This window comes from Ekhidna sp., from assembly GCF_965227465.1.
Taxonomy (GTDB): Bacteria; Bacteroidota; Bacteroidia; order Cytophagales; family Cyclobacteriaceae; genus Ekhidna.
Genome location: NZ_OZ245746.1, coordinates 3,376,640 through 3,400,601 on the forward strand (window position 1 = coordinate 3,376,640; position 23,962 = coordinate 3,400,601).

A 23,962-nucleotide genomic window follows, 5' to 3' on the forward strand; every position below is an offset into this window, starting at 1 on the left:
ATTTAACTTTAAAGGATAAACCATCGCTTACCCTTGGAAAAATTTAGAAAGGTATTACTTGTTGACGATGATGACATTGTCAACTCCATTAACACAGTAATAATCAAACACGCAAGATTTGCTGACGAAGTAGAGGCTATAAATAATGTTCCCAATGCAATTGACTTTCTGAGTCGAACTAAGAACTCTGAAAATAAACCAGATATCATTTTTCTGGATTTAAACATGCCTGGCTTGGACGGCTGGGACTTTATGGATGAGTTTGAAAAGCTTGAAATGAATGGAGCAACTAAAGTTATCATGCTTACTTCATCCATATCGGCAAAAGATGAAGAGCGAGCAGCTGCCTCAAAACAAATCACTGCTTTTATCTCAAAGCCACTTTCACCGGAATTACTTGAAAGTATTTACGACAGTCATTTAGTGAATAACTAATCTAGTCTTAATGCGAAAGTTGCTCCTTTTCGAGGTTCACTTTCTACCCTTATCCCCCCTCGGTGATAATCAATAATCATCTTAATGATGTACAAGCCTAAGCCGGAACCATCCACATGGGAATGGAGACGTGTGTATGGTCTAAAGATTTCATCCTTATGCTTAATTGAATCAAATCCAAGCCCGTTATCTTTGAATATGATAGTGGTATGCCCATTTATCTTCTTGGATTTGATTTTGATTTGAAGGCTTTTTTCCGGATCCCTATATGCAAGCGAGTTTGACAAAAGATGTTTAAAAATCACCTTCAGTTGCGATTTAGGGTAAAATAGGTCAGAACATTCCGAAAAGTCTTTCTTTATAGAAGCATGTGCATTTTTAATCTGCGAAACGCTTCCGGCAACTACTTCTTTTAATACTTCATCAATTTCTAACCTTTCATTTTCGGATGATAATTCCTCCCGAACCTTATTCACCTCTATCAATGAATTAACTGTTTTGATCAGCTGCTGATTGGTCTTTCGAGCATTGTTGAGAATTGCCTTAAAATTTGAGGCATTCATATTGTCTTTTCCCAACATGTCTAAAAGAGAGCCAAGATTTGTAATAGGCGCTTTTAGATCATCCGCCGTACTGTATGAAAAATGGATGAACTGATCAATCTCTTTCTGGGAGTAAGAAAGCCGATCGGCCATGGTATTAAATGATTCGACGATATCACTGGTAATGCTATTCGAACTTAGATGTATTCTGGCATTAAGATTACCGCCTCCAATTTTCTCAGCTCCTGTTCTAATGTCCTCTAAAGGCCTCCAGATTTTATAGCTAAATGTATATACCGCTAGTAAGGAAAGTATGATGAAAAGAAGCGTAAGTGTAACAATCCACTTCATGGAGAGAACTTCCTCTTGCTCAACAATCTTTACCAGGGCCTCAGTAAACATTTCGTGACGCATAAGCACCCCTTCCACTTGCTTATTGAACTGATCTTCCTCGTGCTCAACTCTTTCTGATGCAAATACAGCCTCCTCTAATCTGCCTTCCTCAAGCAAATCCATCACTTCGAGCGCATGATTTTCATAGCTTGTATGATCGCTCTCCAACTTTGTTATAGAAAGAAGTAGCCCTTTAAGTTTTATTCTTTGGGCTTCCTGATTGGTTTGTTTAAGAGCTTCCGCAACCTCATGCTCGGCTTCAAGTAGGTCAATGTCAACAAGCTCAGCGAGATATCGAAAGGTACTATCAGCCATGGCAAATCCCTGAAGTGCCACATTATTGCCCGGTGACATTTCCTCAGCGTATCTAATAGCTCTCTCAAAAGCAATTGCTTGCTCAAGTTGGTTCGTTTCAATTTGCGTAAGTATCTCAATGATTGGTAAATCAATGTTAGCTACATCGTCAATGTCCTTGTGAGTGGTAACAATACGCAGCAGTCCAAAAGCACCCAGTATCAAAATTAGAAAAATGATAAAAGTGCTTCTCTTAAGAATGACTTCTTTTATTCGGTTAGTTCTTCTGGTCATTAGGTTGTGGTGCAGTAATAAATTCGAGACTAATCTAATTCAATTTTTGCGGTCATAACCCGAATTGCATCATCTAGATTCATCGTTTCGATCTTAAGTTGCTGTAATAATTCTTCATAAGTGTCACGACTCTCCCAGTTTAGCTTAATCAAATCAATTAGGGCGAGAATGGTTGAAAGTGGGTGTCTAATACTATGGGAGGTATAGTAGGCATGATCAGAAAGCTTTTTAGCTAGCTTTTCCTTTTCTTTTTCTTCTATCTTAAGTGAACTCACCTCATTCCTATGAAGAAAGTCTTCTTTGAGTCTTAACAAAGCATCATAACACTGACTAATCATAGAAGCTGCGGTAATCAATACCAATTGATCAACAGAAACAAAATCCTTTTTAGATATCCACTCTACAGTAATAATTCCAAACAAGCGATTATCATTCCACACCTGAATTCCTGCCCACGAACGAAGACGATTTTTTAACAAATAGTCAACAACGAATTCCTCATGTTCCTTTTTATCAGAATTACTGTCAACATAAATGAAAAGTTGATTTTTTAATAACTCTGAGAACTGAGAATAGCTTGTTGTATCAATAGCCTCACTGATGGAAGGTTCCTTTGAATCGACATCAAAGCTCTGGATACTTTCAAATTCATCACTCTCTTTTCTATATAGCCAGAAAGAAGCACGATAGGCATTTAAAGACTCGCAAACAATGGGTATTAACTCTCCAGTGAAGTCTTTAAACTTCCCTCCCTGCAATGCTTCCGATTTGGAAAGCACCATTATTGCATTAGCTCTATTTTCCGGAACGTTACTCACCCTCGGTTAATTTAAATAGAATGTAAGAAAGTTTCTTCAAAAAAGAAGTGCATGTTTATTTAGAAAAAATCTCCGAATCATTCCGAAAAGCTTTGAATTCTAGCGCATTACCAGATGGGTCCTTAAAAAACATAGTCGCCTGCTCTCCAACTTCACCCTCAAATCGGACATAAGGTTCAATGACGAATTCGATTTCAGAAGACTTAAGTTTAGCAGATAGATTCTCCCAGTCTTCCCAATTCAATACAACTCCAAAGTGTGGCACAGGTACTGCCTTACCGTCAACAGGATTTGTGTCAGATTCGGCGCTTGAACTCGCCATATGTATGACAAATTGATGACCGAAGAAATTAAAATCTACCCACTTATCTGATGATCTTCCTTCTTCAAATCCCATTACATCCCGATAAAAGGCTCGGGTTTCACTCAAGTCTTTTACCGGAACAGCTAAATGAAATGGTCTTAAACTGGACATTAGCCTAAGAATGGATATCTGTAATCAATTGGCGAAACAAATGTTTCTTTTATTGTTCTTGCACTCACCCATCGAAGCAGGTTCATCATAGCACCGGCCTTGTCATTTGTTCCTGAAGCTCTTGCTCCACCAAATGGCTGCTGACCAACTACCGCACCTGTCGGTTTATCATTTATGTAGAAGTTACCTGCAGCATTTCTCAATTTATAAGTTGCTAAATCCACTGCATAGCGATCCTTGCTAAAGATTGCACCTGTAAGTGCATACGGCGATGTTGAATCAACTACATCCAGAATTTCTTCGAATTTGTTTTCATCGTACACATGGACAGTCAAAACAGGGCCAAAAATCTCTTCACACATGGTAATGTATTTTGGATCTTTAGCTTCAAAGACTGTTGGCTCTATAAACCATCCCTTTGAATTATCATAATTACCCCCTGCCACTAACTCAACGTCTTTGTCAGATTTTGCCTGATCGATATATCCAGTGATTTTCTTAAATGCCACTCCGTCGATTACGGCATTTACAAAGTTTGAAGGATCTTCAGGAGATCCCATCTTGATTGACTTAAGATCTTCAATCATATATTTTTTAACATCCCCCCATATATTAGATGGGATATACGCTCTGGATGCTGCACTGCATTTTTGTCCTTGAAATTCAAAAGATCCACGAACAAGACCTGTAGCTACTTCCTTTGCATCGGCAGATTTGTGAGCTACAACGAAATCTTTCCCGCCTGTTTCGCCGACTATTCGAGGGTATGTTTTATAGGAGTCTAAATTAGCTCCAATGGTCTTCCATAAGGTTTTAAAGACTCCAGTACTTCCAGTAAAGTGGAGCCCGGAAAAATCCGGATGATTAAACACTTCCTCTCCAGCTACCGGACCATCAACGTAAATGAGGTTTATAACTCCGTCCGGCAATCCGGCCTTTTTGAAAACCTCCATAATCACTTGCGCAGAATACACTTGAGTGTAGCTCGGCTTCCACACCACTGTGTTTCCCATCATCGCAGGTGCTGCAGGGAGATTACCAGAAATCGCTGTAAAGTTGAAAGGGGTAATCGCAAAAATGAAGCCCTCTAAAGGTCTGTACTCCATCCGATTCCAAATACCTTCCGAAGAAATCGGTTGCTGCATGTACAGCTCCTGCATGAAAGCGACATTGAAACGTAGGAAATCGATGAATTCACATGCAGCATCAATCTCTGCCTGATGAACATTTTTACCTTGACCAAGCATGGTAGCCGCATTGATTTTCGCTCGGTATGGACCAGCCAGCAGATCTGCTGCCTTGAGAAAAATACTCGCCCGGTTTTCCCAGCTCATTTTTTCCCAATCTTCTTTAGCTTCCAAAGCAGCATCTATGGCAGCTTTGACATGAGTTTTGTCCCCTTCAGAGAAATGACCCAGAACATGTTGATGATCGTGCGGACACGTCATCGCTATTTTATTATCCGTATGAACTTCTTTAGCCCCTATAAACATAGGAGCATCGATTTTCTGACTATACATTTCTTTGTATTTAGCCAGAAGTTCTTCTCTGGGAGCTGTGCCGGGAGCATAGCTGAATATTGGTTCGTTTATCGGGTCTGGTATAAAAAAATTTCCTTTTGGCATCTCTCTTTCTTTTATGATGGAGGGCAAAAGTAAAGCTTCTATTTCAAAATCAGGAGTGAGAAAAGATATCAGATTTGATGGCTTTTAGAAAAGCTTTAATAGCTCCATATGCGACTGTATGGTAAAGTCAGCTAATGATCTTTTTCTCCCGGAAGGATCATAAAAGACTGTCTTTATTCCATATTCTCTGGCTCCTTGAATATCAGTTCGAGGATTATCACCAATCATTATGCTATCAGCTTTTGAGGCTCCTGCTTCTTTTAAAGAGTATTCGAAAATTTCGGGACTTGGTTTCCTTGAATCAGCACATTCAGATGTCACCATTACTTTAAAAAAAGTGTCAATTCCCGAACTCTTTAATTTTCGATTTTGGGCATCTAAGAATCCGTTAGTAATAATGTGAAGTTTATACCTGTTTGAAAGATAATTTAGTGCGGTAAGTGCGTCCTCCATCAAGTACGGTTTCAATGAACAATGATTCATGAAGTAGGTTGAGGCCATTTTTGATTGTCCAACATCAACACCCGTCGAACTGAAAATCTCATTAAATCGTTCCTTTTTTATGTATTCACGATCAATTTGACTATTATTATACTTTACCCACAATTTCTCATTAACGTTATAAAACGTATTGATGAATTTTTTCTCAGTGATGCTGGAAGTGGACAGTTCCAACTGTGAGTAAATTTCCAATAAAGTTTCCTGAGCGCTTCGATCATAATCCCATAATGTGTGATCCAAATCGAAGAAAATGTGTTTTATTCCTTTCACCTATTATACTTTTTCGCCTCTATCTTATTCTTGGCCAATGCCAGATTCGCATTCATCGTTTTATACACCTCTAAATCTTTTCTTAGAATAGGATCCTTGTTTAAAAATTCAAAAATCTGACTTACCATGTCGTACCCTTCTTCTTTTATGCTGTAAAAAACCCATTGGTCATATTTTCTAAAAGTGACCAAACCAGCATTTTTCAAATACGTTATATGGCGAGAGGTTTTTGTTTGAGTGAAATCTAAGATAGATTCAAGGTCCGAGATACAAAGTTCGTCCTGCCGATAAAGTAGGTGGATAATCCGTGTTCTGGATTCATCTGAAAACGACTTGAAAATCTGGGTGCCATAAGACAGGTTGAAATTCTTGAGCCTCATTTTTTCACTACTTTTACCGAAGTTAAACTTTTATTCATTAAATCTCTTTATTAGACAAAGGAACTTGATTTGAGATATATACTGATACTTTCATTCTTTGTTTTTTCTCTCTGCAACGTAAGTGCTCAAGAGGAAGTTAAAAACGTGATCCAGTTTACGGGTGTAGTATTTGGTGCAGACAGCACCTCGGTGGTGCCTGGCACTCATGTGTATATTCCCAAGTCTGGAAGAGGTACAACCACTAATCCTTATGGATTTTTTTCAATTCCTGTATTGGAGGGTGACAGTATTATTTTTAGCGCTGTAGGATACAAAAGAGCATATTTTATAATTCCTGCTCACGACAAGGAGTCAAGTTTAAAAGTGATAATCGCACTCCAAGATGATATTAAATTTCTGGAGGAAGTTGAGATCAGACCTTATCCAACAGAAAATATGTTCAAAGAAGCATTAATTAGTATGGAGCTTCCGGAACAAAAGGAATATGCAAACATTTATCAATGGCTGAATAGCCAGGCAATGAGAGAGGCCTATTTAAACGTAGGTGCTTCATCAAATGCAAATTTGCAATATGTCATGCAACAGCAGAGGCAGTCCTACATAAACAAATACTCCCCTCCACAAAATCAATTACTTAATCCTTTCGCCTGGGCGAATTTTATCAATTCACTCAAGCGAAAGAAATAAGGCAGGTTAGCTTACTTACTGAAGCTCTTGAGCAACTTCCCGGACTTTTTTCCAAACCCTGAAAGTATTTTTATAACAAATCTTCTCAATATCCTCTGGCGAATAACCTCGCTTTAAAAGCTCCTTGATAAGGTTGGGATAAGCAGATACATCTTTTAGCCCTTTAGGCAGGCTGTCTCCAACACCATCATAATCTGAACCAAAAGCAACATATTCTACTCCAACAAGATTTACCACATGATCAATGTGATCTGCCACTTTTTGCACATCTTCATAAACATCATTTTCAATTGCATACTGATTGGCATATGCCGTATAAACCGAATCATCGGATGTTAACCCATTTTCTGCGCGGTAGTTTGTCAAGTCCTCTCTCATTTTATCAAACTTATCGCGTGATTCTTTTGACAGAAAGGTAGATCCAAAGTTGATATGAATTACACCCCCATTTTCTGCCATCGCTTTTATGAGCTCATCTGGCATATTTCTTTCAAAACCTGGTGTGAACTTTCTCGCTGAAGAATGAGATGCAATTACTGGTGCTTTTGTCAACCTTAAAGCGTCAAAAGCAGCGCTATCTGTCACGTGGGAAATATCAACCATGATGCCCCATTTGTTCATTTCTGCAATAACCTGCTCTCCAAATGGGCTTATCCCATTCCAGGTGTATGCAGTATCATAAGACGAATCACTAATTTGATTATCCTTTGAATGTGTGAGGGTGATGTATCTAATCCCTCTATCAAAAAAATATTTGACATTATTAATATTATCTTCAATAGGAGCACCATTTTCCATACCCATAGGAAGAGAAATTAATCCCTGCTCAAAATTTGCTTCGATATCGGCAGGCGTATTCGCCATGGCATACATCGAAGGAAATGTTTCCGGTAATCTGGAAACCATATCTATAAGAGAATCCGCAAAATATTTTGCTCCGCCTGTTTCTTGATATCTGGCTGGAATATAAATTGACATAAAAGGAGCATCAAGGCCTCCTCTTTTTGCCTTTGGAAAATCGAAATTTCCCGTTGTTTCAACAGAAACGTCTTCTACCGTCTTCGTGATCATGAACCCTTTTACATTCATTCGGAATGGCAAATCCACGTGACCATCCACTATTATGAAGGATTTAGCCAATGAATCTGCAATTTGCGTCAGTCGATCGTCAGGGAGTTCAGAGTAATTTATAGCTTCCTTTTTTGGTGCTGAACAACTAATTATTAGAGCTGTTAGCAGTATAATTGAAAATAATTTTTTGATTAAAAAATCCATATTGTCTTTCAGATTGATTGATTTCGACAAAAATACCTAAACACTTCTATACTGACTGTGTATGAAATAGGATTGTCGGTGTTACATTTTTTTGATATTTTACAGTCAAATGTGAAGGATTTAGGTTCTTCTTATTTTAATTTGATACGTTGAGTTTTTAAAAAAATGTGACATTTTTGTATACGGAGTATTTTCCGAATTAATAAACAGACGCTATGACTGACCCTATTTCACCTGAATTACTGAATAATTGGAACACTTACGGAGGATACCTAGCTATGGCTGTGGCTGGTGTTGGAGTGTTAATTCTTTTAGGCCACTACCTTAAACTCATGGCCACTTCGGATTTTAAAACCCGATATGACTATATCAACATGCATGAGATCAACATGCTATGGAATGGCGCGCTACTAATAATAGTTGGCTGTACGCTTTATTTCAACACCCTGTTTGCTGAATCAACATGGTTATGGTTTTTCGTGAGACTCTTCATGAGTTCGATGTTTGCAGTCATCCTGGGAGTAATTATTCAAAACGTTCTTAAGTTTTACTATCCATTCTTCATCGAAAAGCGTCTTAAGAAATTAAGATATACGCCACGAACCTCTCCTGACGGAAGAAAAATGAAGTTGCTTAGTGAAGAGGAGGAAGATGTTTATCTGGACGAAGGTATGCAAGCTGAGGAAGATGCTTTCTCAGTAGATTACGATGTGTGGATTGATGAAGAATCTGGATTTACTAAAATTGAAAAATATAATGGTAGACTCCATGCGCTGCAATGTAGCAACTGTAACTACCAAACCTTAAAAGTAGACCGTGAAGAGGTTATCCAAACTGCTTCTGAAACTGAAGAAGGTGAGTTAATGAAGTATTATGCTTGCGGATACTGTGGTCATAAGGAAAGAAAATCATTTAAAATCGCTCGATTGAAAGAGGGCGAAACTGCTTAAGATTCACTTAAGAAACCGAATAGAATTAAACCCTGACAATGTCAGGGTTTTTTTTGTTAAAGCTTAATACATACGTTTTGAGGTTCTGTGAAGAATCGCAAGGCTTCATTACCTCCCTCTCTGCCAATCCCCGAATCTTTCATGCCTCCAAAAGGGGTTCTTAAATCTCGCACCAGCCAGCAGTTCACCCAGATTATACCAGAGTGAACTGAGTGAGCAACACGATGAGCCTTTTTTAAATCTGTTGTCCAAATGGTGCAAGACAATCCATACCGCGTGGAATTAGCCACCCGAATAGCTTCACCTTCAGATGAAAATTTATTGAGCGTAACTACCGGCCCGAAGATTTCCTCCTGATTCGTTCTACATGTTTCATCAAGACCTTCAATAACTGTGGGTTCATAGTAAAAACCCTCCTTATCAAGTTTTTTCCCACCTAGAAGGATTGTTCCTCCCTCTTTCTTGGCTAATTGAACATAAGAGTCAACCTTTTCCAAATGATCGTAAGAGACCAGGGCACCCATTGTAGATTCCGCATGAAGAGGATCGCCAACGACAATTTTCTTGCACTCCGAAATAAATTTAGATTTAAACGCATCGTAAATCGAGTCCTCAACCAAAATCCTGGACCCACATAAGCATATTTCTCCTTGATTAGTAAAAGAACTTTTTACACTCGTCTTAACCGCCTCGTCTAAGTCGCAATCGGCAAAAACTATGTTAGGATTTTTACCACCAAGCTCCAATGACACTTTTTTGAACTGCTGTGCAGCAGTAGCTCCAACTATTTTACCGGTGGTAGTTCCACCAGTAAACGAGATCGCTTTCGTTGCTTCATGTTCGACAATTGCCTGTCCAATTCCTTTTCCTTCACCATGCAGGATGTTGAGAACTCCGGGTGGCATACCTGCTTCATTGGCCAACCTACCAAGTAGAAAGGCTGTCATTGGGGTTAGCTCAGAAGGTTTTGCTATCACACAATTACCCATCGCCAAGGCTGGCGCAATTTTCCAGGAAAAGAGATACAATGGTAGGTTCCATGGTGAAATGCAGCCTACCACACCAATTGGTGCTCTACGGGTATAGTTTACCATAAATCCCTCTGATACCTGTGCCTCTGTCGAAAAATTTACAATGGCAGAGGCATAAAAACGAAAATTCGTACTGGCTCTTGGAATGTCAACAGCTTTTGCTAGCCAGAGTGGCTTTCCGTTATCCCGACTTTCCATTAAAGCAAAATCTTCCAGATTTTCCTCTATAAGATCAGCCAACTTGTGTAGAATTTTACTTCTTTTTTCTGTTGGCATGGTACTCCACTTAGGGAAAGCGCCCCGTGCAGCTTCCACTGCTTTTTCTAAATCCTCTTGATTTGAATTCGGTATCTGGGCAAATACCTTACCTGTTCCTGGCTCAATGTTATCAAGATATTGCCCTTTTATTGGGTCAACATATTCACCATTGATGAAATTTTGAATTTTTTGCATTTTACTAAATTGATCCTGTTCTACCTCCATCCACTCTTAAACTCGTACCATTGATATAAGCCCCGCTATTACTGCAAAGTAATCCTGCGTATGCAGCAATTTCTTCTGGTTCACCAAATCGTCCAGCAGGTATTGTACTTTTCATATCTGCCTCAACCTCAGCTTCTGATTTTCCGAGTTTCTTGGATTTTCCTGTTACAAGACTTTCAATTCTTGCCGTATTGATAAATCCGGGTAAAATATTATTGACAGTAATGCCAAATCCTCCCAGCTCGCTTGCAAGTGTTTTTGACCATGAAGCCATTGCTCCACGAACAGTATTACTAACTCCCAAGCCTGGTATAGGCACCTTTACCGATGTAGAAATGATATTTACAATTCTCCCAAATGAAGCTTCTTTCATCCCTGGTAGTAATCTTTGGACAAGCGAATGACTCACATGAAGGTGCCGGTTAAAAGCAATTTCAAACTCAGAAAGCGATGATTCCGCAAGTAGTCCTGGGGCCGGACCTCCTGAATTATTAATCAATATATGATAGGGTCCTTTTTTCAGGGCTTTATCTACTGCTTGCTCTACTGCTTGCAAGTTGTCAAAATCTGCTACCAAATAGTCGTGGTTTCCTGCTGATAGGCCTTTAAGCGCCTCTTTAAGCGAATCTTCATTTCTAGCAAAAAGGGTAACATCTGCATTCATCTCACTGAGCTCCCTAGCGATGGCTAGTCCCATCCCTTGAGAACTTCCACAAACCAAAGCTCTTCGTCCTTTCAGGTTTAAATCCATAAATTTTTTCTAACTTTTCTTCAAAAATAAACATCTCTGACATGGCGATAAAAAGACCCTTTAACCTCCAAAAATGGATTGATGAAAATCGTGACTTATTGAAGCCTCCTGTTGGGAATAAAAACCTCTACACAGAAGCCGGCGATTACATTGTTATGATCGTGGGAGGACCCAATGCACGTAAGGATTACCACTATAATGAAACAGAAGAACTCTTTTATCAATTGGAGGGCAATATTGAGGTAACCATTCAGGAAGATGGCAAAGCTGTAAAAATTCCAATCAAAGCCGGAGAAATGTATTTACACCCTGCTAAAGTCCCGCATTCACCTGCACGGCCGGAAAACTCCGTAGGATTGGTGATTGAACGCAAGCGAGAGGCAAGTCATAAAGACGGTCTATTATGGTTTTGTGACAATTGTAATAATAAGCTACACGAAACTTATTTTCATTTGACAAACATTGAAAAAGATTTTCTTCCAAGATTTCGCGACTTTTTCAATTCTGAAGAGTTAAGAACTTGCGATAATTGCGGTGAAACAATGGAAACAGATCCAAGATTCACCTCATAAAACCAAGTTTTGAAAGAAGAATCATACAAAAAAGCTCATACTTTAGATACTGAAGATCAATTAGCTTCTTTTAGAAGTAATTTTTATTTCCCTCAGAGAGATGGAAAGGACTGCATTTATCTATGCGGTAATTCGCTCGGATTACAACCCAACACTACCCAAACTTTTGTTGATGAGGAGCTAAAAAAATGGAGAGAGCACGGGGTGGAGGGACACTTTACTGGCAACAAACCCTGGGTTAGCTATCATAAAAACACGAAGAACCCACTTTCAAAAATTGTTGGTGCAGAAACGCATGAAGTGGTGGCGATGAATAATCTCACTACGAACTTACACCTGGCTCTATCCTCCTTCTATCAACCAAAAGGAAAACGCACTAAAATTTTAATTGAGCGAGGTGCATTCCCTTCAGATTTTTATGCGGTTTATTCCAGAATCGAAGTAAGTGGCCTGGATCCAAAAAAAAATCTAATCGAATTAGCACCTGAGGACGGGTCTGATTACCTGAGCGTGGAAGAGATTATTCACGAAATCGAGGCGCTAGGTGATGAACTAGCCCTAGTCATGTTTCCAGGCATCCAATACTATACAGGCCAATTTTTCGACTTTAAAAGAATCACTGAGGCAGCTCATAAAGTAGGTGCATTTGCCGGATTTGATCTGGCACATGCTGTTGGAAACGTGCCCATGAACCTCCATGCAGATAGTGTTGATTTTGCTGTTTGGTGTACCTATAAATACCTAAACTCTGGCCCTGGTGGAGTTGGAGGGCTTTTCATTCATGAAAATAATGGCAAGAATAAGGAGATGCCAAGGCTATCCGGTTGGTGGGGTCATGATTCAGATAGTCGCTTTAAAATGAATAATCAGATAAACCCCATTCCTAATGTAGATGGATGGCAGCTGAGTAATGTCAATATTCTATCTCATGCAGCTCATTTGGCTTCATTAAAGCTTTTTGATGAGGCCGGCATGGAGAATCTTAGACATAAGAGTGTAAAGCTTACCGGATTTATGGAAGAATTGATTGTTAACTCTGATGTACTTGCGAAGCAAATCAGAATTCTCACTCCTTCAAACCCGGATGAGCGAGGTGCCCAGCTCTCATTATTTCTGGTCAATCATGGTAAGAGCATTTTTGACTACTTAATTAATAATGGGGTGATTTTAGATTGGCGTGAGCCCAATGTCATACGAGTTGCTCCTGTACCTCTTTACAATTCATTTGCAGACGTGGTGAACTTTGTTTCAATTCTTGAAAAAGCCATCCTAAATGAAAGATAAGATTAGTATCGTCGGAGCTGGCCTTGTTGGGTCACTAATCGCTGTTATTCTTAAACAGAAGGGATTTGATGTTCAGGTTTTTGAGAAACGTAAAGACCCACGTAAATCTAAAATTCCTGAGGGTAGGTCTATCAATCTGGCGTTAAGCCACAGAGGAATTCGTCCATTGACGCTCGCTGGTGTCTATGACTCCATAGAACCTTACCTGATACCTATGAAAGGACGAATGATGCACAGCGAGGATAGTGAGCTAACTTATCAACCCTATGGAAAGGATGGTCAGTTTATAAACTCCGTTTCTCGTGCTCAGCTTAATCAATTACTTATTGAGAACGCAGAAAAAGCAGGAGTCGAAGTTTTGTTTGACCATAAATGCGATGATGTAGATTTTGAAAACAATACGATAACCTTTCAGAATGGTGACGTTATTAAATCTGATTTAATCATTGGTACCGATGGTGCTTTCTCTGCGATAAGAAAAAAGCTTCAGGTTACAGATAGATTCAATTTTTCCCAGCACTATATCGAGCATGGTTATAAAGAACTGTGCATTGAGCCAAAAAATAATAACTTTCGTTTAGAGCCCAACTATTTGCATATCTGGCCGAGAGGAAATTTCATGCTAATTGCCTTGCCAAATAATGACAAGACATTCACATGCACCCTATTCTTTCCTTTTGAAGGAAGTCCGTCATTTGCTGAATTAAAAACGAAAGACCAAGTCCATTCTTTCTTTGATACTTATTTCAAAGATGCTGCGGATTTAATTCCTGATTTGACAGATCAATTTTTTTCAAATCCTACCTCCTCTCTGGTGACCACCAAATGCGAACCATGGTATAAAGGAAGGAGTATCTTATTAGGTGATGCAGCTCACGCCATCGTGCCATTTTATGGCCAAGGAATGAATTCTGGGTTTGAAGATGTGAGGTTGTTTGTTGAGTTAGCAGAAGAGATGAACTGGAAATGGGATGAGATTCTCCCGAAATACTCTTCAATCAGAAAAAAAGATGCTGATGCCATCTCTGAACTTGCGCTATATAATTTTCTGGAAATGCGGGATCATGTAGGCGATCCACATTTTTTGAAAAGAAAAAAACTGGAAGGAAAAATTCAATCTAATTATCCTAAAGAGTGGATTCCACTTTATAGCATGGTGACTTTTTCAGACATACCTTATTCTGAAGCACTAAGACTTGGCAAAATCCAGAAGAAAGTAATGGATGAATTTCTTGAGCGGGATGTGGAAGAAATTAATTTCGAAGAAGTGATAGCTAGATTTAATACTCTAAAGCAAGTCGACTAGATAATTTATCTATCGTTCGCTGTTCATCTGCAGATATCCCGTCAGCCGCATTTGCGAACAAATACATAGCTTCATAAACAAACTCTCTATCATCTGGGTGTTCTTCGAGGTAGCTCTTTAGGGTATTCAGGAATTTTTTCTCCCACTTATCAATGTTTTCTAACAAATATCTAAACTCCGTCCTGAATAGGCTCTCAACTTGTTCTGCATTAGTGTTAGGCATTTGATCTAAATACAAAAGAGCGAGCCCTTTAGAAATATTTAAAACTCCATCCCACTCTTCTTTATCGAGTTTACCATCACTCATGCAGACAAGTAGCGAAGGGTAGATTTTTAATATATAAGTAAACTGATCTATGCTTATATCAGATTTTCGGGTTTTATGATATTCTTCCAGTAGTATCTGGTTCTGGTTTTTCATACCTGAGCGGATAAATATTTACCTAAAGATAGGCTTGTTTTTGAAGATAGACTACAATAATCCAATCAAGCATAAGATTTTACTGCACTATTGTTTCTATCTGACTTTCAATCTGCAAAATCTCCTTGTAGTTTTGATAAATATCTAATATTCTATCGACATATTGAACTGGCTCTGAACCACGACAATATCCATACACTACAACTGGATCATTGAAGTATTTAGATCTGGATTTTTTTAATAAAAAGCCGCTGACATCTTGCCAGCTTTGGGGGTTTCCGCCGTACTTTTCAGTTAACCTTACAGCATCCTGCAAATGCCCAAGTCCAACATTGTATGAGGCTAAGACAAATTTTAGCCTTTCGTCTTCGTCCGCTATTTTTTTGGCCCACTGATTCTGAAGCCACTGCAAGTGCTTCATCCCCGCATAGATATTTTTTTCTGGATCATACAAATCTCTAATTCCATATTCTTTTCCGGTTCGAGGCATTACTTGCATGAGACCAATAGCACCTGCCCATGATTCTGCGTTTTCGTTGAATTTCGACTCCCTAAAAACCTGAGCTGCGAGCAATAACCAATCCCACTCCAATTCTTCAGCTGCATTTTGAATCAGTGAATCATAAGGAGATATTGCCTCTCCACGTATGGATGAATATTTACTTCTAGATCTTCTTAGGGCGGATTTTGAGCTCCTGAAATATTTATCATAGATGACATAATAATCGGTCGTTTTTCTCATTCGAACAATCCAATTATTTAATGCTCCTAACAATTCATCAGCATTTTTTCGAACTCCCCAGGCTATTTGAGTTGGGAAACTTACCGCGGTTTTGATGTCAAGGTTTGGATAGTATGTTGAGTTCACGAGTGCAATGTCCTCTTCCGCGACAGTAAAGTCAATTTTGCCCTCGGCCACCATTTTTATTAATTGCTCAGTTTCAGCATTAGTTTCACCTGGCACGATTAGGATGTCTCCACCAATTTCGTCTGACAGATTTACCATTCTATCATAATAGGAAGAATGTGGCCTAACGACTACTTCTTTACCTATCAGGTCCACGGGATTACGGATGAGTTGAGCTTCAATTTCATGAAGCTTCATTTTTCTCCAATCTTTGGGTTTTCTCTGGATAAGCACCTGTCGCTGAAGATTGTGATAATGCGTAAATGCGATTCGTTTTTTTCGCTCTTTAGTGACCGTGAGGTTGTAAGCGAGAATGTCTCCTTCTCCCGTGTTTAGTTTGTTAAATCCTTCTCCAATATTCTGGGTAATATTAATCCGGAGTTGCAAGCCTTGTTCTTCGCAGAAAAGTTTAAGAAGCTCATATTCGTAACCCATCGTTTTGCCTTTATAGACGAACAACCCTGTAGAGCTATTGTCCATTATGGCGGTGATGTAACCACGTTCTTTGATTTTTGCGAGATCCAGATCAACAATAAATTCGTCACGCTCAGGGTAATCTTGATTGACTTGACTGGAGCTTGATTGTTTACAAGAGGAGATAACCAGGAGAGCGAAAAAACAGAGAATAGATTTATTGATCGTATTCATAGCATCTTAAAATACATAAAATATCTCAATTCGAGATTATACGGTACGATCAGTTTTTAGGCTAATGTTTCTGTCTTTGATACAAATTGATATACCGCATTTTTTATTGCCCCAGCATCATATTCACATTCACGGTGCAACTGAGGTTGTTCACCATGTTCAATAATACGATCAGGAATGCCAAGCCTTTTCACTCCTGCTTGATAATTATTGTCTGCTGCAAATTCAAGCACTGCAGAACCAAAACCACCCATAATACACCCATCTTCAACGGTCACCAAATATTTGTGGTTCTGAAGGATTTCATGCAACATATCTTCATCTAAAGGCTTAACAAATCGCATATCGTAGACGGACGGATTTAAGCCTTCGCTTTGTAAATCTCTAGCTGCATCAAGCGCGTAATTACCAACTTGCCCAATGGATAGAATGGCAATCTCTTCTCCTTCAATAAGTCTTCTTCCCTTTCCAATCTCAATTTTCTCCATCTCTGTCTTCCATTCCGGCATCACACCAGCTCCTCTTGGATATCTGATTGAAAAAGGGCCATTATGCTCACTGGCTGTAAACATCAAATTTCTTAACTCTGCCTCATTCATTGGTGCTGAGACCACCATATTAGGTATACACCTCATATAAGCAACATCATATGCACCATGGTGAGTAGGTCCATCAGCACCTGCTACACCTGCCCTGTCCATGCAAAAGACTACATGCAGGTTTTGAATGCACACATCATGTATTACCTGATCATACGCACGCTGCATGAATGTACTGTAGATATTGCAAAAAGGGATCATTCCCTGTGTTGCCATACCGGCAGAAAAGGTCACAGCATGCTGCTCTGCTATTCCTACATCATACGCTCGATCTGGAATTGCTTCCATCATTATCTTCATTGAAGAGCCTGATGGCATTGCCGGCGTTATACCTACAATTTTTTCGTTCTTATTTGCTAACTCTACCAAAGTATGGCCAAAGACATCCTGAAACTTAGGTGGTTGCGGAGTTTCGTGGGTTTTCTTATTAATCGCACCCGTTATCTTGTCAAATGTACCCGGTGCATGCCATGTGGTTTGATCTTTTTCAGCTAACGCGTATCCTTTACCCTTGACTGTAAGGCAATGAAGAATTTTTGGTCCTGGAATTTTTTTTAAATCCTCCATGACATCAACCAAGTGGTTTACATCATGCCCGTCAATCGGTCCAAAATATCGGAGGTTTAGTGATTCAAAAAGATTACTTTGCTTCAATAACAAGCTCTTCATTGAATTCTCAACCTTGGCAGCAATTTCTTGTGCATTAGGACCAAACTTGCTAATCTTTCCTAAGATTTTCCAGACTTCATCTCTAACCTTATTATATGTCTGACTGGTAGTAATATCCGTTAAATAATCCTTTAAAGCCCCAACATTAGGATCAATGGACATGCAATTGTCATTTAAGACGATTAGAAGATTAGAATTACTTACTCCTGCATGATTCATTGCTTCAAATGCCAGACCACCGGTCATTGCTCCATCACCAATTACTGCAATGTGTTGCTTATCCTTTTCATCCTTTAACCTTGAAGCTTCGGCCATCCCGAGTGCGGCAGAAATCGATGTTGAAGAATGTCCAACACCAAACGTATCGTATTCGCTCTCGCTTCTTTTAGGAAATCCTGAGATGCCTTTATATTTTCTATTTGTATGAAATGATTCTTTTCGGCCTGTTAAAATTTTATGACCATAGGCCTGATGCCCAACATCCCATACCAGTTGATCTATCGGAGTATTGAATACATAGTGAAGTGCCACAGTTAGCTCTGTCACCCCCAAACTTGCTCCAAAATGACCTCCGTAGACAGAAACATTATCAATAATAAAATCCCGAAGCTCCTGACAAACCTGAGCCAACTGCCTGTTATCTAATTTTTTAAGGTCGTCAGGTGAATTTATTTCTGCTAGTAATGGTCCAGGTATTATATCCATGTAAACTTTAAATATTTCTTCCAAACGCTTCTAAGTCCATATTGTTTGGACCCCTCAATTTCTTAAGAAATCAAGCACAAAGCTAAGCATTCAGATGAAAGGTAAATTAATCAAATAGAAATTCCATAATGTCGGTAATTTTGAGTTGTGGCTACAGATCAAAAATTTGAGATAAAACTCCCCCTTTTTGAGGGACCATTCGACTTGCTTCTTTTCTTTATCGAAAGGGATGAGTTGGATATTTATGATATCCCAATTGCTAAAATCACCGATGATTTCCTCCACTACCTGGAACATCTGGAAAAGCTAAATGTAGAGGTCGCTAGTGAATTTATTTTGGTAGCAGCAACATTGATGCGAATCAAAGCTAAAATGCTGCTACCCCGACCTGTGATCGATGAAGAGGGCAATGAAATAGATCCTCGTGAAGAACTTATCAAACATCTTCTTGAGTATAAAAAATACAAATCCGTTGTAGAGACTTTATCAAAAATGGAAGCTGATAGGCTGGACAGAGAGAAACGAGGAAATCTCAAAAAAGAGATTAAGAAGCTCTCCGAAACCATCAATGTGGAAGCCGAAATGCAGGATCTTGACTTGTACAAGATGATGAAGGTATTTCAAAAAGTGATGAAACGTTATGAATTTGAGCAAAAAAAGCCCATTCATAAGGTGGTCCAGTACCCCTATACCATTGAGAAACAGAAAGGAAAACTGATGGAGCGTTTGGTTTATGGCAAAAAACTCTCTTTTACTGATTTAATTAGTGAGAAGCCAGATAAAATTCTGGTAATCTTCAATTTTCTATCGATACTCGAATTATTGCAATTGAAACAAATTGTCATTTCTCTCGGAGAAGGCTTTAATAATTTCTGGATTGAACGGAGAGATGAGTCAACTTATGTTGATGCATAATAAAAAAGCCTGTAGCAATGCCACAGGCTCAAAGAATATCATTTATAGAATACGATTAAAATCGCTCAGTACCAGAGAAGAAAAAACCCGCTTCAATTGCTGCGTTTTCATCTGAATCTGATCCGTGAATAGCATTCGCTGCTATAGATGTCGCAAATTGCTTTCTAATCGTTCCTTCGGCAGCTTCGGCAGGATTGGTTGCCCCAATTAAATTTCTAAAATCCTCAACCGCATTATCCTTTTCAAGGACCATGGCTATAATCGGCCCTGAAGACATATACTCAACTAAATCATTATAAAATGGACGTTCTTTGTGCACTTCATAAAATTGTCCCGCTCTTTCTGCTGAAAGTTTAGTCAGTTTTACTGCTTCTAATTTAAATCCTGCTTCCTCAATAATTTTAATGATTGCCCCAGAGTTACCAGCTGCATAAGCATCTGGCTTAATCATCGTAAAAGTCTTTTTTCCAGCCATTTTTTCTTTTTTGTTTACGCTTCTAAAATCGCCGCAAAAATAATCGAATAAGAAAGAGTTTACTTATGATTATCGAGTTTTATAAATGTTACTAATTTTGCCGTTCACTTTTGCCCGGTTCGGGCATTTTTTATGAAGGACACAAAGGCGTTAAAGGACTTCTTACAATCCCCTAAAAAAATTGTCATTACTACCCATGCAAATCCAGATGCGGATGCATTGGGTTCGTCATTGGGATTGCACCATTTTCTGACTAGACTCGGACACAAGGTGAGCACCATTGTTCCTAATAGTTATCCCGACTTTTTGGAATGGATGCCAGGTAATTCGATGGTAATTAATTATGAGAAATCTAAGGACGCATCCGATAAATTAATTCTTGAAGCAGATTTACTTTTTTGTCTTGACTTTTCCGGTTTTGGTAGAATCAAAGGAATGCGTGATGTGGCTGAAAAAACTCCTGCTAAAATCGCCCTTGTAGATCATCATTTAAATCCTGAGATCAAACCTGACTATAATTTCTGGAATGATCACTCAGCCGCTACGGCAGAACTTATTTATGACCTTATCATTGATTTCAGTGGAAAAAATGCGATTGATAAAGACATTGCAGAGTGTCTTTATGCAGGCATTATGACGGATACCGGATCTTTCAAACATCCATCTACTACCGCTAAAATTCATCGGATAGTAGCTGATTTGATTGACCTGGGGGCTGACGTTAATAAAGTCAGTCGCCTGATCTATGATACAAACTCTCTTCAGAGATTGAGGTTCCTAGGCCATGCATTAGCAGAAAGGCTAAAGGTTGACGAAAGCTATCAGGTAGCATACTTTGTTATAGGTGAAGAAGATTTTAAGGATTTTCGACTAAAACAAGGAGATACTGAAGGTTTAGTGAATTATGCGCTTTCAATCAAAGGCATTGTAGTTGCAGCTATAATCATTCAAAGAGAAAATGAAATAAAACTCTCTTTTAGGAGTATTGGAGACTTTGCAGTCAATAAATTCGCGGAAGAATACTTTAATGGAGGTGGACACAAAAATGCCGCCGGTGGAATGTCAGAACTTTCATTGGAAGAGACCGAGAAGAAATTCAAAGAATTATTAGAAAAGAATATTTTAAATACACGGATTAAATGAAAAAAATAGGATACATCGTTTTAGCCACATTGCTTATTTCATGTGGCTCAAACTCATTCACCACTGAAAAGGGGACTGAAGTAACATACCTGAAGAAGGGTAATGGCGAACAGCCAATAGATAGTTTGGTTTCAATGTTTAGAATAAAATACACCACTGAAGAAGGTAAAGTAATGATGGATGCCGATGAGCCAATGCCATTGAAAATCGATCCTAAAACTGGTGCTGACCAAGGTGAGTTATTTAACATTTTCACTCTCCTCGAAACCGGAGATAGTGTGAGTTTTAGTCTTCTAGCATCGGAGCTATTTGAGAAAACATTTAGAGCACCACTTCCTGATTCAATTGCACCTGAAAGCATGATCAAGTTTGAGATTGCATATACTGATCAAATGTCGGAGGAAGAATATTTTGATATGGTAGCAAAAAAAGCAGAGGAAGCTGCATCTAAGCAAATAATTATAGACACTGAGATTCTTGATAATTATTTAGCTGAAAATAACATCGAAACAGAAAAAACGGAAAGTGGCATTAGATATACGATCACTGAAGAAGGTAATGGTCCAACTGCTGAACCCGGACAAATTGTAAGTGTAAACTACACCGGATGGGTATTAAATGGTAGCCATTTCGATTCAAGCATCAAGGAAATTGCAATGGAGAAAGGTTTATATGATGAAAGAAGAGAGCCTTATGAACCGTATACTTTTCCATTAGGACAAGGGCAAGTAATTAAAGGATGGGATGAAGGTATTGCACTTCTTAATAAAGGAGCTAAAGCACGATTGTACATTCCAAGCACATTGGCTTACGGAAGTAGAGATAGAAGTCCTGTTATAAAAGCAAACTCAATATTGGTGTTTGACGTTGAGCTTGTAGATGTCAAATAATAAGCAATGAATGAAATGAGAAAGGGATTGTTAGCAATATTTGTCGGATTTATACTGCTAGCCTGTGGGGATGGAGATGTTCTAATTCAAGAAGATCCAAGAATTCAATTCATCAAAGACAGCACTTTGATTATTGATTACCTAAATGAAAATGGATATGATGAGAGTCAGATAGGCAATACGCCTTCTGGAATTAGATATGTTATTCTTGATTCTGGAGATATGGTTTCAATAGACGAAAGTGACATTGTTACCTATGATTATGTAGGGAAATTTCTCAGTGATTCAGTTTTCGATACCAGTATTGAAGTTATCGGTGATAGTGTTCGAATGGCTCTTTTAGAGGACAGTGTTGGTCTTTCAGATAAATCTGTGCATGAAGCCTACCTAATTCAATTTCCTGAGGAGAGAGAATATAAGCCTCTGGTAATAACTTATACATCTAATGGGTGGACTTCACCTTCGGGAGACGGAGTGGTAGATGGGTTTTTTGAAGGAATGGAAGCCACTTTGAAATATTTAAAAACTGGAGGGGAAGTGTTAATTGTAGTCCCTTCGGCTGAAGCATATGGCATCAATGGAAGGGGATTGATCCCACCAAATACTGTACTTGCTTTCAATATCTTACCTGTAAGTGTTACCAAACAGTAAGATGAAAATCTGCTTTGCTTCCCACAATACCAATAAGGTAAAGGAGCTAGCGGCTATCGTGCCGGAGCAGGTATCATTAGTAGGGTTAGGTGACTTAGGTATAACTACTGAAATAGCTGAAACAGGAGATACCCTTGAAGAGAATTCAAGAATAAAAGCAAAGTTTGTTTATGATAATCATACTATGCCAGTAATTGCTGACGATAGTGGACTATTGGTAGCCGCATTAAATGGAGAGCCTGGGGTATATTCTGCCAGGTATGCGGGACCACAAAAGGATGATAATGACAACATGAACCTTTTGCTTGAGAGATTATCAAACGTTTCAGATAGAAGTGCAGAGTTTCAAACAGTTATTACGTTTATTGACGATTCTGGAACCGAGTTTCAATTCAAAGGATCAGTCAAAGGGGAAATAATTAGAGAAAAAAGAGGTTCGAATGGATTTGGTTATGATCCTATTTTCATGCCTGCAGGATATAATGAAACATTCGCAGAACTTTCGAGTGAAGTAAAAAACAGCATTTCACATAGGTCAATCGCTGTGAGAAAATTTTTAGATCATCTACATAAGACTCATGTCTAAACTATTGGTAATCGGAGTAACTGGCGGAAGTGGGTCTGGAAAAACCAGATTCATCAAGAAATTGATGAGTGATGTTCCCGACGTTTCACTTCACTCGATGGATAATTACTACATTGAAAGAGGCGAACAGCCTCGTGACAAAATGGGGATTGAAAATTTTGATACCCTTGACTCCATCGACAAGAAGCGTTTTATTGGTGATCTCAAAAAGCTAATCAAAGGAGAAGACATTGAGCTTAAAGAGTATACCTACAATAATGATAAGGCAAAGTCTAAAATAATTGAAATCAAAAGCAGTCCTATCATATTAGTTGAAGGCATATTTACTCTTCATTTAAAGGAGATTAGGGATCTTTTAGATCTGAAAATCTACATTGAGGCACCCGGATACCTGATGCTAAAACGAAGGATCATACGAGATGCCGAAGAACGAGGTTATGATCTCAATGATGTTTTATATCGTTTTGAACACCATGTGACCCCTTCTTTTCAGAAATATATCAACCCATCAAAGAAATGGGCAGATATCATCATTCCAAATCACGAAAATTTTGATGTAGCACTAAAAGTCATAACTGCTTTTCTTAATCAGTGATTTTACTACATTTGCCCCACTTTGAGAATATCTAAGTATATATCGAAAAAATTCTTTCAGACAACCTTCGGGATTGTCATAGGGCTTTTTGTACTTACGCAATCGGTTCTTGTCAATGAACAGGTTCCAGACAATCAGGAGCAAAGTGATTCTGAGAGTAAAGAAAAGCAGCAGATAACAAAACCGACCGTTGCGCTTTCTACCTCATTACAAATAAATCTCGATTATCAATCTTATTTGGTTACAGAAGTTTTTCATCAAGATGTCGATGACAAAAAGACACCTTTAAAAACACGGATCATACCAACTTTAGAAAAGGCACTAAAAGTATTATTCCGGCAAATAATTTCGCCAAACGCTCCATAGGATTTCGCATTCTCGAAATCATTTTT

The 23,962-nt window shown here is 38.7% G+C and carries 26 protein-coding genes; 13 read left to right on the plus strand and 13 right to left on the minus strand.

The window, feature by feature from the left end; genetic code table 11:
* The first annotated feature begins 33 nt into the window (after nucleotides 1-33).
* Nucleotides 34-435, plus strand: coding sequence for a response regulator (locus ACO05G_RS15040; protein ID WP_421763491.1), 402 nt, complete (start codon nucleotides 34-36; stop codon nucleotides 433-435).
* Here ACO05G_RS15040 and ACO05G_RS15045 read toward each other — a convergent pair.
* From ACO05G_RS15045 to ACO05G_RS15070, 6 genes are all read right to left on the minus strand, one after another.
* On the minus strand, nucleotides 432-1,958 hold the full coding sequence (locus ACO05G_RS15045) for a sensor histidine kinase (protein WP_421763492.1): 1,527 nt from the start codon (nucleotides 1,956-1,958) through the stop codon (nucleotides 432-434). The genes ACO05G_RS15040 and ACO05G_RS15045 overlap by 4 nt on opposite strands.
* 29 nt (nucleotides 1,959-1,987) lie before the next feature.
* Nucleotides 1,988-2,776, minus strand: a complete 789-nt coding sequence (locus ACO05G_RS15050) for a hypothetical protein (RefSeq protein ID WP_348281815.1) — start codon at nucleotides 2,774-2,776, stop codon at nucleotides 1,988-1,990.
* Between the two features lie 55 nt (nucleotides 2,777-2,831).
* Complete coding sequence (locus tag ACO05G_RS15055; protein WP_421763493.1) at nucleotides 2,832-3,251, minus strand: VOC family protein; 420 nt, start codon at nucleotides 3,249-3,251, stop codon at nucleotides 2,832-2,834.
* Nucleotides 3,251-4,876 (minus strand): L-glutamate gamma-semialdehyde dehydrogenase, encoded by a 1,626-nt coding sequence (gene pruA, locus ACO05G_RS15060; protein ID WP_421763494.1) that lies wholly within the window; start codon nucleotides 4,874-4,876, stop codon nucleotides 3,251-3,253. The genes ACO05G_RS15055 and pruA overlap by 1 nt, the downstream gene beginning before the upstream one ends.
* 84 nt (nucleotides 4,877-4,960) lie before the next feature.
* On the minus strand, nucleotides 4,961-5,647 hold the full coding sequence (locus ACO05G_RS15065; RefSeq protein WP_421763495.1) for a YjjG family noncanonical pyrimidine nucleotidase: 687 nt from the start codon (nucleotides 5,645-5,647) through the stop codon (nucleotides 4,961-4,963).
* On the minus strand, nucleotides 5,644-6,027 hold the full coding sequence (locus ACO05G_RS15070; protein WP_348281811.1) for a metalloregulator ArsR/SmtB family transcription factor: 384 nt from the start codon (nucleotides 6,025-6,027) through the stop codon (nucleotides 5,644-5,646). The genes ACO05G_RS15065 and ACO05G_RS15070 overlap by 4 nt, the downstream gene beginning before the upstream one ends.
* Nucleotides 6,028-6,096: 69 nt before the next feature.
* Here ACO05G_RS15070 and ACO05G_RS15075 point away from each other — a divergent pair, with 69 nt between their 5' ends.
* Nucleotides 6,097-6,714, plus strand: a complete 618-nt coding sequence (locus ACO05G_RS15075; RefSeq protein ID WP_421763496.1) for a carboxypeptidase-like regulatory domain-containing protein — start codon at nucleotides 6,097-6,099, stop codon at nucleotides 6,712-6,714.
* Between the two features lie 15 nt (nucleotides 6,715-6,729).
* On the opposite strand, the gene ACO05G_RS15080 is transcribed toward ACO05G_RS15075, so the two are convergent.
* On the minus strand, nucleotides 6,730-7,989 hold the full coding sequence (locus ACO05G_RS15080) for a dipeptidase (protein WP_421763497.1): 1,260 nt from the start codon (nucleotides 7,987-7,989) through the stop codon (nucleotides 6,730-6,732).
* Nucleotides 7,990-8,204: 215 nt separating this feature from the next.
* Between ACO05G_RS15080 and ACO05G_RS15085 the strand changes: the two genes are divergently transcribed.
* Nucleotides 8,205-8,939, plus strand: coding sequence for a hypothetical protein (locus tag ACO05G_RS15085; RefSeq protein ID WP_348281808.1), 735 nt, complete (start codon nucleotides 8,205-8,207; stop codon nucleotides 8,937-8,939).
* A gap of 56 nt (nucleotides 8,940-8,995) precedes the next feature.
* On the opposite strand, the gene ACO05G_RS15090 is transcribed toward ACO05G_RS15085, so the two are convergent.
* A complete protein-coding gene (locus ACO05G_RS15090) occupies nucleotides 8,996-10,423 on the minus strand; it encodes an aldehyde dehydrogenase (RefSeq protein ID WP_421763498.1) in 1,428 nt (475 codons plus the stop codon).
* A 4-nt stretch (nucleotides 10,424-10,427) separates the two neighbouring features.
* Complete coding sequence (locus tag ACO05G_RS15095) at nucleotides 10,428-11,204, minus strand: SDR family oxidoreductase (protein ID WP_421763499.1); 777 nt, start codon at nucleotides 11,202-11,204, stop codon at nucleotides 10,428-10,430.
* Nucleotides 11,205-11,245: 41 nt separating this feature from the next.
* Between ACO05G_RS15095 and ACO05G_RS15100 the strand changes: the two genes are divergently transcribed.
* The 3 genes from ACO05G_RS15100 to ACO05G_RS15110 are packed head-to-tail and all read left to right on the plus strand — an operon-like array spanning nucleotide 11,246 to nucleotide 14,366.
* A complete protein-coding gene (locus ACO05G_RS15100; protein WP_348281805.1) occupies nucleotides 11,246-11,776 on the plus strand; it encodes a 3-hydroxyanthranilate 3,4-dioxygenase in 531 nt (176 codons plus the stop codon).
* Between the two features lie 9 nt (nucleotides 11,777-11,785).
* The gene (gene kynU, locus ACO05G_RS15105) at nucleotides 11,786-13,060 is read left to right on the plus strand and encodes a kynureninase (RefSeq protein ID WP_421763500.1); all 1,275 of its coding nucleotides are present in this window, start codon (nucleotides 11,786-11,788) and stop codon (nucleotides 13,058-13,060) included.
* The gene (locus ACO05G_RS15110; protein WP_421763501.1) at nucleotides 13,050-14,366 is read left to right on the plus strand and encodes an FAD-dependent oxidoreductase; all 1,317 of its coding nucleotides are present in this window, start codon (nucleotides 13,050-13,052) and stop codon (nucleotides 14,364-14,366) included. Before kynU ends, ACO05G_RS15110 begins: the two co-directional genes overlap by 11 nt.
* Here the strand turns inward: ACO05G_RS15110 and ACO05G_RS15115 are convergent.
* The 3 genes from ACO05G_RS15115 to dxs all read right to left on the minus strand — a co-directional run bounded on the left by ACO05G_RS15115 (nucleotide 14,341) and on the right by dxs (nucleotide 18,315).
* Entirely contained in the window at nucleotides 14,341-14,787 is a 447-nt protein-coding gene (locus ACO05G_RS15115) for a hypothetical protein (protein WP_348281802.1), read from the minus strand. The genes ACO05G_RS15110 and ACO05G_RS15115 overlap by 26 nt on opposite strands.
* 79 nt (nucleotides 14,788-14,866) lie before the next feature.
* Nucleotides 14,867-16,342: a transglycosylase SLT domain-containing protein gene (locus ACO05G_RS15120; protein WP_421763502.1), complete on the minus strand. Its 1,476-nt coding sequence runs from the start codon at nucleotides 16,340-16,342 to the stop codon at nucleotides 14,867-14,869.
* Between the two features lie 56 nt (nucleotides 16,343-16,398).
* The gene (gene dxs, locus ACO05G_RS15125; RefSeq protein ID WP_421763503.1) at nucleotides 16,399-18,315 is read right to left on the minus strand and encodes a 1-deoxy-D-xylulose-5-phosphate synthase; all 1,917 of its coding nucleotides are present in this window, start codon (nucleotides 18,313-18,315) and stop codon (nucleotides 16,399-16,401) included.
* 147 nt (nucleotides 18,316-18,462) lie between these two features.
* Here dxs and ACO05G_RS15130 point away from each other — a divergent pair, with 147 nt between their 5' ends.
* A complete protein-coding gene (locus ACO05G_RS15130; protein ID WP_421763504.1) occupies nucleotides 18,463-19,230 on the plus strand; it encodes a segregation and condensation protein A in 768 nt (255 codons plus the stop codon).
* Between the two features lie 55 nt (nucleotides 19,231-19,285).
* Here ACO05G_RS15130 and ACO05G_RS15135 read toward each other — a convergent pair whose 3' ends face one another.
* Nucleotides 19,286-19,705 carry a nucleoside-diphosphate kinase gene (locus tag ACO05G_RS15135; protein WP_421763505.1) on the minus strand — a complete coding sequence of 140 codons (420 nt, stop codon included), beginning with the start codon at nucleotides 19,703-19,705 and terminating at the stop codon, nucleotides 19,286-19,288.
* Nucleotides 19,706-19,837: 132 nt separating this feature from the next.
* Here ACO05G_RS15135 and ACO05G_RS15140 point away from each other — a divergent pair, with 132 nt between their 5' ends.
* From ACO05G_RS15140 to ACO05G_RS15165, 6 genes are read left to right on the plus strand one after another with little or no spacing between them, the layout of a single operon-like run.
* Nucleotides 19,838-20,848 carry a DHH family phosphoesterase gene (locus ACO05G_RS15140; RefSeq protein ID WP_421763506.1) on the plus strand — a complete coding sequence of 337 codons (1,011 nt, stop codon included), beginning with the start codon at nucleotides 19,838-19,840 and terminating at the stop codon, nucleotides 20,846-20,848.
* Nucleotides 20,845-21,738, plus strand: a complete 894-nt coding sequence (locus ACO05G_RS15145; RefSeq protein ID WP_348281796.1) for an FKBP-type peptidyl-prolyl cis-trans isomerase — start codon at nucleotides 20,845-20,847, stop codon at nucleotides 21,736-21,738. Before ACO05G_RS15140 ends, ACO05G_RS15145 begins: the two co-directional genes overlap by 4 nt.
* 6 nt (nucleotides 21,739-21,744) lie before the next feature.
* Nucleotides 21,745-22,389 (plus strand): FKBP-type peptidyl-prolyl cis-trans isomerase, encoded by a 645-nt coding sequence (locus ACO05G_RS15150; RefSeq protein WP_421763507.1) that lies wholly within the window; start codon nucleotides 21,745-21,747, stop codon nucleotides 22,387-22,389.
* Between the two features lies 1 nt (nucleotide 22,390).
* Complete coding sequence (gene rdgB / locus ACO05G_RS15155) at nucleotides 22,391-22,975, plus strand: RdgB/HAM1 family non-canonical purine NTP pyrophosphatase (protein WP_421763508.1); 585 nt, start codon at nucleotides 22,391-22,393, stop codon at nucleotides 22,973-22,975.
* On the plus strand, nucleotides 22,968-23,570 hold the full coding sequence (locus ACO05G_RS15160; protein WP_421763509.1) for a uridine kinase family protein: 603 nt from the start codon (nucleotides 22,968-22,970) through the stop codon (nucleotides 23,568-23,570). Before rdgB ends, ACO05G_RS15160 begins: the two co-directional genes overlap by 8 nt.
* A gap of 21 nt (nucleotides 23,571-23,591) precedes the next feature.
* Nucleotides 23,592-23,936: a hypothetical protein gene (locus tag ACO05G_RS15165; protein ID WP_421763510.1), complete on the plus strand. Its 345-nt coding sequence runs from the start codon at nucleotides 23,592-23,594 to the stop codon at nucleotides 23,934-23,936.
* Nucleotides 23,937-23,962 lie beyond the last annotated feature (26 nt).

Excerpts from the sequence above, each read along its gene's own strand:
- dxs (WP_421763503.1), bottom strand. The coding sequence starts at position 18,315 with ATGGATATAATACCTGGACCATTACTAGCAGAAATAAATTCACCTGAC.
- ACO05G_RS15140 (WP_421763506.1), top strand. The coding sequence starts at position 19,838 with ATGAAGGACACAAAGGCGTTAAAGGACTTCTTACAATCCCCTAAAAAA.
- ACO05G_RS15085 (WP_348281808.1), top strand. The coding sequence starts at position 8,205 with ATGACTGACCCTATTTCACCTGAATTACTGAATAATTGGAACACTTAC.
- rdgB (WP_421763508.1), top strand. The coding sequence starts at position 22,391 with ATGAAAATCTGCTTTGCTTCCCACAATACCAATAAGGTAAAGGAGCTA.
- ACO05G_RS15080 (WP_421763497.1), bottom strand. The coding sequence starts at position 7,989 with ATGGATTTTTTAATCAAAAAATTATTTTCAATTATACTGCTAACAGCT.
- ACO05G_RS15160 (WP_421763509.1), top strand. The coding sequence starts at position 22,968 with ATGTCTAAACTATTGGTAATCGGAGTAACTGGCGGAAGTGGGTCTGGA.
- ACO05G_RS15145 (WP_348281796.1), top strand. The coding sequence starts at position 20,845 with ATGAAAAAAATAGGATACATCGTTTTAGCCACATTGCTTATTTCATGT.
- ACO05G_RS15055 (WP_421763493.1), bottom strand. The coding sequence starts at position 3,251 with ATGTCCAGTTTAAGACCATTTCATTTAGCTGTTCCGGTAAAAGACTTG.
- ACO05G_RS15095 (WP_421763499.1), bottom strand. The coding sequence starts at position 11,204 with ATGGATTTAAACCTGAAAGGACGAAGAGCTTTGGTTTGTGGAAGTTCT.
- ACO05G_RS15100 (WP_348281805.1), top strand. The coding sequence starts at position 11,246 with ATGGCGATAAAAAGACCCTTTAACCTCCAAAAATGGATTGATGAAAAT.
- ACO05G_RS15090 (WP_421763498.1), bottom strand. The coding sequence starts at position 10,423 with ATGCAAAAAATTCAAAATTTCATCAATGGTGAATATGTTGACCCAATA.
- pruA (WP_421763494.1), bottom strand. The coding sequence starts at position 4,876 with ATGCCAAAAGGAAATTTTTTTATACCAGACCCGATAAACGAACCAATA.
- ACO05G_RS15115 (WP_348281802.1), bottom strand. The coding sequence starts at position 14,787 with ATGAAAAACCAGAACCAGATACTACTGGAAGAATATCATAAAACCCGA.
- ACO05G_RS15110 (WP_421763501.1), top strand. The coding sequence starts at position 13,050 with ATGAAAGATAAGATTAGTATCGTCGGAGCTGGCCTTGTTGGGTCACTA.
- ACO05G_RS15045 (WP_421763492.1), bottom strand. The coding sequence starts at position 1,958 with ATGACCAGAAGAACTAACCGAATAAAAGAAGTCATTCTTAAGAGAAGC.
- ACO05G_RS15120 (WP_421763502.1), bottom strand. The coding sequence starts at position 16,342 with ATGAATACGATCAATAAATCTATTCTCTGTTTTTTCGCTCTCCTGGTT.
- ACO05G_RS15135 (WP_421763505.1), bottom strand. The coding sequence starts at position 19,705 with ATGGCTGGAAAAAAGACTTTTACGATGATTAAGCCAGATGCTTATGCA.
- ACO05G_RS15070 (WP_348281811.1), bottom strand. The coding sequence starts at position 6,027 with ATGAGGCTCAAGAATTTCAACCTGTCTTATGGCACCCAGATTTTCAAG.
- ACO05G_RS15150 (WP_421763507.1), top strand. The coding sequence starts at position 21,745 with ATGAATGAAATGAGAAAGGGATTGTTAGCAATATTTGTCGGATTTATA.